We start from the raw sequence: 12,365 nt of genomic DNA, 5'->3' as shown, positions 1-12,365 counted from the left end.
CTTGGAAACTCTTCGGGAAAAGCGGCGCCTTGGTAGAGGATTTGAACCTTTCGTGTTCGACGATGTTTCGATCACGAAGCCATTGATCGCGTCCGCCGCGCACTTGGCCGAATGTGGATCCTCCGTGTTCGACTGTGAGTTGGTCGCCGAAGGACAAAGTTGCTCTCTCATGCGGTTTGTGCCAGGCATTCCCCTTCCGAGCGGACACCCATTCGCTCCGCGTTCAGGCCGAGGCTCGTACAACTCGAGCGAGACTGCGTAGGTCATCTTGGTCGGCATCGAAAGCGCGCGTTATAATTCCATTAGTGGGTTTTATCAAACGACTGGAGGCGAGTAGTGACTACGCGCACTGAAACTTTCCGTCTCGCGCATCGGCTCGACGAAGTCGGCTTTTCCGACATCGTAAAGATACGCAACCGCATCATGGAACTGCGGGCGCAGGGAGCGCGCGTTTACCAATTCGAGGGCGGCGAACCTTTTCTCAATACGCCGGAACACATCAAGGGAGCGATGGTCGAGGCGCTGCGCGAGAACAAGACGCGCTACGCGCCGTCATCTGGCATCCCCGAACTGCGTGCCGCGATCGCCGAAAAGGTGCAGGCGCGCAACCGCATTCCGGCGCGCATGGAGGATGTGATCGTGCTGAATGGCGGAATGCAGGGGCTGTTCGGCGCGTTTCAGTCGGTGGTCGATCCCGGCGATGAGGTGCTGGTCTTTTCGCCCTACTGGACGCCGATCAAAGACTTGATCGCGCATTGCCAAGGCGTAACGGTGCTGGTGCCCACGGCGGAGGCAAGGCGCAATGGATTTGCGGACACGCTGGCGCGTTACGCCAGTCCGAGGACGCGCGCTATCTACTACAACACGCCGCAGAATCCGACCGGCATAGTGTTGACGCGCGCCGAGGCCGAAGATGTCGCCCGTTTCGCCATCGAGCGCGATCTCGTCGTCATCGCTGACGAGGCTTACGAGGATTTAGTGTACGATGGCGAACACGTTTCGATCGCATCGTTGGACGGCATGTTCGAGCGGACCATCACCTCTTTCACGCTCTCGAAATCATATGCGATGACCGGGTGGCGCGTCGGTTATGCGGTGGCGACTGAACCTTGGATGACCGGTTTGCGCAAGACCACGCTCTATTCGACCAATGGCGTTTCAACCCCCTCGCAATGGGCGGCGGTTGCGGCGCTTGCCACGCCCGTCTCCTTTTTCGATGAGGTTCGGGCTGAATATCGCAAGCGGCGCGATCTTCTCGTCGCCGGACTCAACGAGCTTGGTTTCCATTGCGAAGCCCCCGCTGGCGCCTTTTACGCCTTTCCCGATGTCTCGCGCCTCGGGCTGGATAGCCGCGCGGCGGCTGATTGGCTTCTGGACAAAGCGCAGGTGGCGACAGTGCCAGGCATCGTCTTCGGCGAACACGGCGAAGGACACTTGCGCTTCTCCTTTTCGACTTCGCTCGAAACCATCGAACAAGGACTCGATTCGTTGCGGCGTTGCCTGTAGAATCTTTCGGCCAGGTCAGTGAAAGAACCGCACGAGGAGTCTGCCGCTTTGCCACCCAGACCGGCCAAGAAACACTCGGCGAAATCGCGCAGCGAATTCGCGTTCATCGCACAGCTTCGTCGCAAAGCGTTCGCGGCAGCACGTTCGTCCGGCGTAGTCGTCGGCATCGGCGACGATGGTGCCATCGTGTGCCCGCGCACGCGCGCGCGACTCATCGTCGCGGCGGACATGCTAATCGAAGAGATAGATTTTCGTCGCGAGTGGACCAACGCCACTCAACTGGGCCACAAAGCGCTGGCCGTTTCGCTCTCCGACATCGCGGCGATGGGCGCGCGTGCACGCTGGGCTTTGGTAGCGCTCGGCGTGCCACACGACGTTTGGCAAACGGACTTTCTCGATCGCTTTTATCGCGGCTTGCTGGCGCTCGCCCGCCAGAGCGGCGTCGCGCTGATCGGCGGCGACCTCTCACGCTCGCCCGACCGGATCGTCATCGATTCGATCGTGCTCGGCGAAGCGCAGCGCCCCGTTCTGCGGTCCGGGGCGCGACCGGGCGACCTGCTCTTCGTCACCGGCGCGCTGGGCGGGGCGGCGGCAGGTCTTCGCTTGCTCAAAGCCGGAGCGACGCTGCCGCCGCGGAGCGCGGCGGCTCGTTTGATCCGTCGACATTTTTTGCCTCGACCGCGCCTTTCGTGGGGGCGATATCTCGCTGAAGAGAGATTGGCGACCGCGATGATCGATATCAGCGATGGCCTCTCGTCCGACCTCGCGCACCTATGTCGCGAAAGCGGCGTAGGCGCAACCATCGACGCTGCGCTCATCCCTGTCGATCCGCTCATCGTGAGATCGTCTCTGCACGATGTTGATCCATTGCGTTTGGCGCTTGATGGAGGGGAGGATTTCGAGCTTCTCTTCACGGTGCGCCCGCGCGATGTTCGGCGTTTGCCGCGCGAGCTAGACGGCGTGCGCGCCGTTCGCATCGGCGAAGTCACGGCGCGACGACAGCTCGTGCTCATCCGCGATGGACAGAAGATCCCATTGCGTCCCGGAGGCTTCGTCCATTTCAACGGGCGGTGAAGGATATCGAGGCCAAAGCGTGACGAGGGGCGAGGAACGAATTTCGTCTGTTTCGGCAGACCGTGAGAGATCTTCGCGACCGAGCGAATCCGTAAGCCAGCAATGAACTGCATGGCGCGCTGCTTTCATCGAGCATGCGCTGAAAAATCAGCGACGCATGAGCCGCGCCAGAGGATTTCGGCGTACGCGCCCTTGCCGTGCGCTCGTCGGTGCCGAACACGGAAAGAGAATGGCCGTGATTGACTCGCCAGCGAAGCTTGCCTAGACTCGAATTGGAACAGTATTCCCTTTTCGAGGTGAGAAAGCTTCATGTCTTTGGTCGTGCGTGTGGCTGCTGCCCTTTCCTGCTTTGTCGTCGGTTTGGGCGCCGTCAAGCCCTATTTGAATGACCCCGATCACCTTTCATGCGGGGGGCGGAGCGAACTCTGCGACGAACGACCATCAATCTATTGTCGTTGCGACGAGCATGATCGCCGCGTTGCACTGCGCCTTTTATCTTTGCCGCTGGATCTTCCAGTACCCGAGATCCGATCTGATCAGGGGGCGACCGTTTGGTTCACAACCGAACTCAACAGCCAAGGTCAAGTCGCGTCGGCGAGAGCCTTCGCTTGCGATGATCAGCGGTTGTGTCTTGTCGCGGGAGCGGCAGCGCGCCGAGCACATTTCATGCCGCCTGGCATCATCATGCCGGGGACGCTCAACTAACACTTTATGCCTGCGGGGAATTGGGTAGAGTAGGATGTTGAAATTTCACAACACGCTTTCAGACAAGCTTGAAGATTTTCGCCCGTTGCGCGAAGGCGAGGCCGGTTTCTACTTCTGCGGCCCGACCGTTTACGACTACGCGCACATCGGTAATTTCCGCTCGATGATTTTCGCCGACATCCTCAGGCGCTACTTGAAATTCAAGGGCTATCGCGTCACGCACGTGATGAACATCACGGATGTCGAAGACCGCATCATCGCGCGCTCGCAAGAACGAGGCGTCACGATCGACGAGTACACGGCGCAGTACATCGAAGCGCTGTGGGAAGATTTCGATGCTTTGGGCTGCGAGCGGCCCGACATCGTGCCGCGTGCAACGCGCCACATCCCCGAAATGGTCGCGCTCATCAAACGGCTCCTTGAAAGCGGGCACGCTTACAGGTCGGATGGCTCAATCTACTACCGCATCAGCTCTTTCCCCCAATACGGGAAGCTCTCGAAGATAAATTTTGCGGGCAACATCGTCGGCGGAAGCGAACGCGTCGATTCCGACCGCTACGACAAGGAGGACGCGCGCGACTTCGCCTTGTGGAAAGCGCCGAAGACGCCGGATGAACCGGCATGGGATACCGAAATCGGGCGTGGACGCCCCGGCTGGCACATCGAATGCTCAGCGATGTCAATGAAGTATTTGGGCGAGACGTTCGACATTCATGCTGGCGGCATAGATCTCATCTTCCCGCATCACGAAAACGAGATCGCGCAAAGCGAAGGGGCGACGGGCAAGCCTTTCGTCCGCTACTGGCTCCACGCCGAGCACCTCAAGGTCGAAGGCGAAACGATGTCAAAATCGCGCGGCAACTACTACACCTTCCGCGATCTGCGCGCGCGAGGCTATCGGCCCGAGGGCATCCGCTACCTTCTCCTGAGCGTGCCTTATCGCAAGCAATTGAACTTCACTTTCGATGCGTTGCGCGCGGCGGAAAAAACGGTCGAATCGTTGCGCGATTTCCATCTGCGTCTCGCCGAAGCGCGAACCGAACCGGGTAGCAACCCTGAGGTGCGCGCCGCGGCGGCGCGCGCCGCAGAAGCCTTCGAGGCCGGAATGGATGACGATCTGAACACGTCGGTCGCGCTCGCAGCGATTCACACGCTGACGCACGAGGTCAATCCCGTGCTCGTCTGCGGCTCGCTGCGCGAAGATGACAAGCGCGACTTGCTCGCTTTGATTGAACGCTTCGATTCCGTGCTCAACATCTTTGGCAAGCCCGAACGCGAGATGTTGGATTCCGAAATCCAAGCGTTGATCGACGAGCGCCAAGAGGCGCGTCGGCGTCGCGATTGGGCGCGCGCCGATGAGATCAGAAACTATCTAGCCGAGCGCGGCATCATTCTGGAAGACACGCGCGAAGGCGTCAGGTGGAAGCGGCGCTGAACAGAACATTGCCGGCTTGCGAGAAGCAGCAGCAAATTCATCCCCAAATTCCGCAACAGCATCTTCAGGGAAGGGGATCGTAGAGCTTCTCGCTCCGGTCTACGGCCGCGTCGTCTGCGCTCAGCCCGATGGGCGCGCTTGGGCGTCGTTGAGTTTTTCGAGCGGGAGAGGATAAAATCAAAGGGGTTGAGGCTTTCGGCCATTTCGCGCCGAAAGCCCGAACGGAATCAAAATCGGTCTTTCGATCAAACTATCAAAGCGTTGGTTGACGCAGACGTCGTCAACGTTTTTGTGAGATGCGATTGCGTGAACTTCTCATGCGCGTTTACGAAAGCGCGCTCGCCTTTGGCGCGTCGCCCCTTCGTCCGCTCGATCTTCGCCCGAACCTCTTTGCGGACTAGTCTTCGCTTCTCCTGACATCTCAACCGCCATCTACAAATGCTCGAATTTCCAATGAGAGAAAGGAGAAGAACTATGTCCGCCATTTTGACCGTCGAAAGACCGCAGATCAAAACCGCGCTCCCAGGACCGAAAGCGCAAGAGATCATCAACGCCGATCACCGATTCGTTTCCCCCTCCTATACGCGACCCTACCCGTTCGTTGCAGCGCGCGCTGAAGGAGTTTGGATCGAAGACCCAGACGGCAACATCTTTCTCGACTGCAACGCGGGCGTCGCCGTCTGCTCGACGGGCCACTGCCACCCGGAGGTCGTACGCGTCATTCAAGAGCAAGCGGCAGAGCTGATCCACATTTGCGGCACCGATTATTACTACCGGCACATGCCCGAACTCGCGCGCAAGCTCGATGAGATCGTGCCCGTGCCAAGTCCGACGCGCACGCACTTTGCTAACAGCGGCACGGAGGCCGTAGAAGCCGCATTGAAGTTGGCGATGTACGCGACGGGCCGCGAGAAGTTCATCGCCTTCTTCAACAGCTTTCACGGGCGCACGCTCGGTTCGCTATCGCTTACCTCGTCAAAGGCGGCGCAACGCCGCGGCTTCCGCCGTCAAGCATTGGACGTCACGCATGTGCCCTACGCCTACTGCTTCCGTTGTCCATACAATGTAGGCAAATGCGAAGACGGCACGTGCTGTTTGGGCGCGATCGACTGGATTGAAAATCGCTTGTTCAAAACCACTGTGCCGCCTGAGGAATGCGCCGCGATCGTCGTCGAATGCGTGCAGGGCGAAGGCGGCTACATCCCCGCGCCGCGCGAGTTCTTGCAAGGGCTTCGTCGCCTCTGCGATCAACACGGCATCTTGCTCATCGTTGACGAAGTGCAATCCGGTATGGGACGCACGGGCAAGATGTTCGCCTGCGAGCATTACGATTTGCAACCCGACATCATCTGCCTCGCCAAGGGGATCGCCTCCGGGCTGCCTTTAGGCGCATGCGTTGCGCGCGCCGATCTGATGACGTGGAAGCCGGGCGCTCATGCTTCGACTTTCGGCGGCAACCCGGTCGCCATCGCCGCCGCGTTGAAAACGATCGAACTGTTGGAACGCGAACTCATCTCGAACGCCGCTGAAGTGGGCGCTTACCTGCAACAGGGCTTGCGCCGTTTAATGGAGAAGCACGAGGTGATCGGCGATGTGCGTGGGCTTGGCTTGATGATCGGCGTTGAATTCGTCGAGGACCGCGCGACGATGAGGCCGGCGCCGGAAATTCGCGATCGCGTCGAGCGAGCGTGTTTCGAACGCGGGTTGATCTTGCTTGGCGCGGGGGCGAATGCGATTCGTTGGTCCCCGCCGCTCATCCTGACGCGCCAGCAGGCCGATGTCGCCATCGAGATCTTCGATGAAGCTCTCTGCGTCGCTAGCCGAGAAAGATCATCGAGCGCGCCTTTTGCAAGCAAGGTGAGCGAAGTCGGCGGATAGAATGCGATTAGAATAAAGCGCTGGATGATAAACGGCGAGATCTGCGTTCGCCGCTTATCATCCGGCCTGCAAAGCCTGAAGCGCTCTCTCGGGAAAAGATCTCGAAGACTGTCGAGCTAGCCTGGGCGAGGGCTGAAGATGTTGTGCGCGACGAGATATGACCAGCGCCCACGCGGGTGGAAGGTTACGGTTTCACGGCGTCAGGCAATCAATACGGTTTCTTGCGGAGCGATCGCCGTAAGCTTCCGTTGCAAAGCCAAACGGCTGCACACAGAAATGGCTGATCGGCAGTAGGGGCGGAAAAGTTGTACCGACATCTTGCATCGCGTAGTCGCCGAATAGAGCAAAGCCCGTGTCCGGTCGTGCATTTCCGGCATGATAAGCGGGCGTGAAGGCATCGGGCACCTGCTTCTCGGAGCCATCTGGCAAGTCGTCTGCATCCATGTTCTGAACCCGGCGACGGTGGGCTCGTGACTTGAGTCACCACAGATGCGCTCGCCGTATTCCCAAAGTCATCCATAGTGCGCAGCCGAGGGCGAGGCGCCGCTGTTGGTTGATGGTGGGCGTCCCCTATGCGATACTGAAGGTGAAGTGGTCGTCACCAAATAGGGCTGTGCGCCATCTCGGTGGCCGCAGGGCACACAAAGGCCACAAACGCTTGGGAAGCTACCTCAAGACTCGCGCAGCAATGGGTCACTCGGTGACGAACCAAGGAATCCGCGCGCTCTGGCCGTGGGAGCGGCAACCTTCTTGCCCCACTCATATCCACTCGTCAACTGCGTAAGTCTTAGAATGGAATCTATCAAACAGTTGAAGCACCCTGTCTTCCGCGCTGCCTGTCGTCTAACCGAGACCGCGCCGCGCCAAGCGGAACGCCGTTTCCTGATGGAGGGCGCCTCTCACATCGCCAAGGCACTCCATGCCCCACTGCGCCCTTTGCAGGTGTTCATCAAGGAGGAGGCTGAACCTGATTTAGCCGATGCCTGTGAACGGGCTGGCATCCCCGTTTACTCTGTCAGTAAAGGGCTGTTTCACCGTCTGCTGGTCAGTGGATATGAGACTAACACCACTTCCGTTGCGGTCTTCCCTTTCTGGGACGTTTCGCTGCAAGAGGTATGTGCGAGGCGCGAAGCAGTAGTAGTCGTTGCGGAAGGGATACAGGACCCCCGAAACTTAGGGATGCTGATACGCACCGCCGATGCCGCACGGGCAAGCGCCCTGATACTTGCCTCGCCGCGCGCTGATCCCTACAGTCGTGCCAGCGTGCGTTCCACCACCGGCAGCATCGCATTCCTGCCCGTTGTCTCGTGCGCTGATAGCGTCACGGTGATTGAATCTTTTCGCCAGCATGGGTGGCGACAGGTTGGCTCCAGCGCACATGCCGAAAGGCTCTTCTGGGAGGAGGACCTGACCGCTCCATTCTGCCTGTGGGTAGGCAACGAGGAACAGGGACTGCTGCCTGACACGCGCACTGCCCTCGACACCGTGGTACGTATCCCGATGTCAGGCGGGGCGCATTCGCTGAACGTCGCCGTCGCCACTGGGATCATTTTGTTCGAAGCCGTCAAACAGAGAACCGTCTTTCGGCAATAACGGCCAAACCCACGGGCGGCAACGGAAGGCAGCGGCATTGCCATCCGGTGCAGCGCCTTGTCAGGCTTCGTTCTTGTCTTGTGACCGCCTCGGTTCGTTTCGCGCGCTTCGCACGCTTCGAGTCTCTTGGTTTCCGTTGGCTGCTTTTGATCGCCCTGATCTGTTTAGCGCGCGCTTCGAGCCTTTCGGTTTCTGCTGGCCGTTTTGTGGCGCGTGTCAATAGCGGATTGAAACTGCCCAAGAAAATCGCGCTCGAACAAACAGCGGATTGCAGCTTCCAAACATCATCGCGCCTCATCCCACAGGCGTATGTTCGGTTTACGCGCTCAACTCCTCAATGCGTCCGTGTGATCCTAACCCACAGCTTGTCCTTCATCCGATAGCTGCTGCCGGTTGCTAAGTGATCGAGCGCATCTCTTCCCGCGTGAGCGAAGTCTTCCGCGACGAGCCATTTACTTACGCTTCGCGGACTCATCAAGGGGGTGCAACGAGAGGTGCTGGAGCGTTCAGCCGAGTTCGCGGGCGATGATGGAAGCAAGTTGCGCGGCCATCTCTTCGATGGTTGCGCGATCGCGCCCTTCGAGCATGATGCGGGCGAGCGGTTCCGTGCCCGAATAGCGAAGCAGGAGTCTTCCTTGGCCGTTGAGCGCTCGTTGCATCTCTTCGGCGCAAGCTTTGATCGCTGCAACTTCATCGAACGGCACTTTCTCGCGCACGTGGATGTTGACGAGCACCTGCGGGAAGGGAGTGAAACCAAAGGTGAGTTCGCTCAAGCTCTGCGCCTTCTCGCGCATCACGCGAAAGACTTGCAGCGCCGTAAGCAATCCGTCGCCGGCTAGGCTCAGTCGCGGGAAGATAATGTGGCCTGATTGTTCGCCGCCGAGCGCTGCCCCGGTGCGCAACAACTCTTCAAGCACGTATTTGTCGCCCACAGGCGTGCGAAGCAGTTTGATGCCGCGCTCGCGCAGCGCCACTTCAAGCCCCATGTTGCTCATCACCGTCGCGACGACAACGTTTGCCGAAAGCTCAGCGCGTTCCTGCATGTGTTGCGCCATGATCCAAAGCACGGCGTCGCCATCCACAGCGTTGCCGCGCTCATCGACGAAAAGAGCGCGGTCGGCGTCGCCGTCAAAAGCGACGCCGACATCAGCGCCATGATCTAAGACAGCACGTCTTAGGCTATCGAGGTGAAGCGAACCGCAGTCGCGGTTGATGTTACGTCCGTCGGGTTGGTTGTGAATTGCCGTGACGCGCGCCCCCAATCTCGCGAAAAGCTCGGGCGCGATCTCGAAGGCAGCGCCATTGGCGCAATCTAGCACGAGCGTCAAGCCTTCAAGACGCAGATCCGCGGCCTTGTCGCTGAGGTGTTGAAGGTAGAGTTCGCGCAGCTTGCGAGCGGAAGGCGAGTCATCCTCAACCGATCGGTCGGCGGATGAAGAGATGGGGCGTACATCCGTTCGACGTGCGGCGAAGATGTCCTCTTCGATCAAGCGTTCCATCTGATCGTCGAGCTTCCGGCCCGTCGGCGCGAAGATCTTGATGCCGTTATCGGTGAACGGATTGTGCGACGCGCTGATGACGACGCCGGCGTCGGCGCGAAGATGTTGCGTAAGGTATGCGACGCCGGGCGTGGTGATAATGCCGGCAGAAACGCAGTCAGCGCCAACGCAGCGCGCTCCGGCGATGAGCGCTTGTGCGATCCACGCTCCCGATTCGCGCGTGTCGCGTCCGACGATGATGCGCGGCGCGCGCGCCAGTTGCGCGGTCAGATGTCGTGCGAGCGACCATCCCGTGATGTGAATCGTTGCGGCATCGAGCGGAAATCTTCCGGCTTCGCCGCGCATTCCATCAGTTCCGAAAAGTTTGGCCATGCTCTTCTCGTTGCAGTGAAGCGTCAATTGGGGCTTTCGAGCGATTTGGGAGAGACCGAGAGGATCTCTAGCTGACGAACTGCGTCGGCTGGACCACCAAGACGCGGGCGCACGGTTCCATCTTCGCTGCGTTCGAGTCTTAAGGTCAAGTCCTCGGCGCGCAAAGACTCGATTACGGACCGAGGGCCGCGCACAACGACGGTCGCGCGCGGAGCCGCGGGCCGAGCACCATCGCTTTCTACGACGACGTTGGAGAGTTTCTTCTCCTCGGCTTGCTCGGCGATTTCGATGCGCACGGCAACGCTCGGCTCCAGCGCGACGACCTTGGCATCCGAGATGTTGATGGTCGCTTGCGGGACGGTGAAGCTGGCTTGTCGCCCGCTCAAAAGGATCGATTCCGTAGTGACTTTTTGCAACGCTTCGACGTGGCTTTCCGGGCCGCGTATCTTGACGCGATCGGGGATCACCTGAATGCGGCGGATCTCGTAGCCATCGGGCAATGTTCCTTCAATGTGCGGCTCAACGGCGACTTCGCGTTCGACGCGCCGTTCGAGCCGCAAAGGCAAGCGGTCCGGTTCAATGTCTTCGATGCTCACGCCGTCGGGAAGTTCCATTGAAATGCGTTCTGGCGTCAAGACGAGGACGCGCTCGCCGAGTTCGTACCCGTGCAGATCCACCGTGGCAACGAGATTGCGGACGTTCAAAGCATCGAGCGCGCCTTTGGTCCCGCGCAGCGTGACTTCGATCTCGTCGCGCGGCGCGTTGCCTATTTCAACGTTTTCCGGCAGGAGGAAGACGAGCGGGACGCCGCGCAGACGGATCGTCGCCGGAGTGCGTTGCCCAGCGACGGCGAACCACAAGGCGAGCGCGATGGCGAGCGCCAAAGCCTTGAGCGCCCAGTCGTCAAACAACAGCGCGTGAGTCCAGCGGCGTACCGCTTGCCACGCTTCGGTTGCATCGAATTTCGTTTCGCGTCCGTTCACCGAAGAACGTGCTCCATCGAAATCGCGCGCTTCGGGGAGAGCGCGTCTTGACGCAAACCTCTCGCCGCGGAAGACCTTCATCTGCCGACGCGAATGCGCGTTCGATCAACGCTGAGACGCGCAGAGTGGCGTGCGCCGAGATCAAGCTGAGACAGCTTCTTCCGCTTCGCGTTCGGCTTCAGCTCGCAGCCGACGCTCTTCGCGGCGTTGTCGCGGCGACTGCAAAGCTTGCAGAATGGCTGCGCGCAAGCGCGTAGCATCAAGCCCGCGTTTGATCTGCCCGCGTTCGACGAACGAAATCAAACCAGTTTCTTCCGATACCACTACGGCCACGGCATCCGTTGCTTCGGTGATGCCAATGGCAGCTCGATGGCGCGTGCCGAGATCTTTTGATAAGCGCGGGTTGAGCGTGAGCGGTAGAAAGCAAGAGGCCGCTACTACGCGATGCCCGCGAATAATCACTGCTCCGTCGTGAAGCGGTGTGGCCGGATTGAAGATGGTCACGAGCAGATCGTAGCTCAGCTCAGCGTCGAGTCGAATGCCGCTGTCGGCGGCGTTGGTTAATCCCATGCCGCGCTCGATGACGATCAACGCGCCCGTTTTGGTTGAAGCGAGCGTCGTTGCCGCAAGCACGATCTCGTCGTAAATGCCTTCGCCGAACTGCCCGCGATGACGACGCCACAAAGGCAAGCGCAGACGGTTGCCGAACGAGACCAGAGCTTGACGTATTTCGGCTTGAAAGAGAACGATGATCGCGACGCCGACGTAAAGCAGAGCGCCGCGAAGGATGAACTCAAGGGTGGCGAGACGTTGCCAAATGGCCAGCCAGTAAAGAAGCGCGAAGGCTGATAGCCCCGCTGCCATGGGCGCTGCGCGCGTCCCGCGCACGAGCCGCAGCACGGTGTAGACGATGAGAAAGACCAGCGCGATATCCACGAGACTGCGTGGCTCGCCGAGCCGTTCGAGATACTCCTTGTACGACAAGAGCAATATCACCGTGCCTCTTTCGTTCGTCGGGTAGCGTTCTCGTCGCGCGACGCTCGCTGAGCATCGCCTCGCGTGCTTCTGTGTGCATCGCAGGTGCAGCGGTGAACCGGGCAAACAAGGCTTCGAGCCTTTGGACTTCCTCCATTGTCCGAAGGAAGTCGCAGGATTTGCACGACCCCACGCGGAATTTAGCCCATAACTTCTCCAAAATCAAGCGGTGTAATCGGTCAATACATCTGAGACTCCGTGGAGACCAACTCACCTCTCAGCTTAGCCAGGGTCACGCGAAGCGTACCTTGACCTCCAAGGGCGCCCCAAGGTAGCTTCGCTGAC

General features: G+C 59.8%; 10 protein-coding genes. 6 read left to right on the top strand and 4 right to left on the bottom strand.

Translation table 11 applies throughout. The features are described from left to right. Positions 1–336: 336 nt before the first annotated feature. The 5 genes from C4334_RS06945 (at position 337) to C4334_RS06925 (ending at position 6,598) form a co-directional block, all read left to right on the top strand. Positions 337–1,506 carry a pyridoxal phosphate-dependent aminotransferase gene (locus tag C4334_RS06945; protein WP_352431362.1) on the top strand — a complete coding sequence of 390 codons (1,170 nt, stop codon included), beginning with the start codon at positions 337–339 and terminating at the stop codon, positions 1,504–1,506. Between the two features lie 48 nt (positions 1,507–1,554). Beyond that, positions 1,555–2,580: a thiamine-phosphate kinase gene (thiL, locus tag C4334_RS06940; protein ID WP_352431361.1), complete on the top strand. Its 1,026-nt coding sequence runs from the start codon at positions 1,555–1,557 to the stop codon at positions 2,578–2,580. A 309-nt stretch (positions 2,581–2,889) separates the two neighbouring features. Next, positions 2,890–3,285 carry a hypothetical protein gene (locus tag C4334_RS06935; RefSeq protein WP_352431360.1) on the top strand — a complete coding sequence of 132 codons (396 nt, stop codon included), beginning with the start codon at positions 2,890–2,892 and terminating at the stop codon, positions 3,283–3,285. Between the two features lie 34 nt (positions 3,286–3,319). Further along, the gene (gene cysS / locus C4334_RS06930; protein ID WP_352431359.1) at positions 3,320–4,720 is read left to right on the top strand and encodes a cysteine--tRNA ligase; all 1,401 of its coding nucleotides are present in this window, start codon (positions 3,320–3,322) and stop codon (positions 4,718–4,720) included. Positions 4,721–5,194: 474 nt separating this feature from the next. Continuing rightward, a complete protein-coding gene (locus tag C4334_RS06925; RefSeq protein WP_352431358.1) occupies positions 5,195–6,598 on the top strand; it encodes an acetyl ornithine aminotransferase family protein in 1,404 nt (467 codons plus the stop codon). Between the two features lie 192 nt (positions 6,599–6,790). Here C4334_RS06925 and C4334_RS06920 read toward each other — a convergent pair whose 3' ends face one another. After that, a complete protein-coding gene (locus C4334_RS06920; protein ID WP_352431357.1) occupies positions 6,791–7,042 on the bottom strand; it encodes a hypothetical protein in 252 nt (83 codons plus the stop codon). A gap of 348 nt (positions 7,043–7,390) precedes the next feature. Between C4334_RS06920 and C4334_RS06915 the strand changes: the two genes are divergently transcribed. Beyond that, on the top strand, positions 7,391–8,191 hold the full coding sequence (locus C4334_RS06915; RefSeq protein WP_352431356.1) for a TrmH family RNA methyltransferase: 801 nt from the start codon (positions 7,391–7,393) through the stop codon (positions 8,189–8,191). 506 nt (positions 8,192–8,697) lie between these two features. On the opposite strand, the gene glmM is transcribed toward C4334_RS06915, so the two are convergent. From glmM to cdaA, 3 genes are all read right to left on the bottom strand, one after another. Then, the gene (gene glmM / locus C4334_RS06910) at positions 8,698–10,062 is read right to left on the bottom strand and encodes a phosphoglucosamine mutase (protein ID WP_352431355.1); all 1,365 of its coding nucleotides are present in this window, start codon (positions 10,060–10,062) and stop codon (positions 8,698–8,700) included. 23 nt (positions 10,063–10,085) lie between these two features. Next, the gene (locus C4334_RS06905) at positions 10,086–11,045 is read right to left on the bottom strand and encodes a CdaR family protein (protein ID WP_352431354.1); all 960 of its coding nucleotides are present in this window, start codon (positions 11,043–11,045) and stop codon (positions 10,086–10,088) included. 141 nt (positions 11,046–11,186) lie between these two features. After that, complete coding sequence (cdaA, locus tag C4334_RS06900; RefSeq protein ID WP_352431353.1) at positions 11,187–12,041, bottom strand: diadenylate cyclase CdaA; 855 nt, start codon at positions 12,039–12,041, stop codon at positions 11,187–11,189. Positions 12,042–12,365 lie beyond the last annotated feature (324 nt).

It is taken from the genome of Pyrinomonas sp., from assembly GCF_040289685.1.
Lineage (GTDB): Bacteria > Acidobacteriota > Blastocatellia > Pyrinomonadales > Pyrinomonadaceae > Pyrinomonas.
This window is presented reverse-complemented; position numbering and strand designations above follow the sequence as displayed.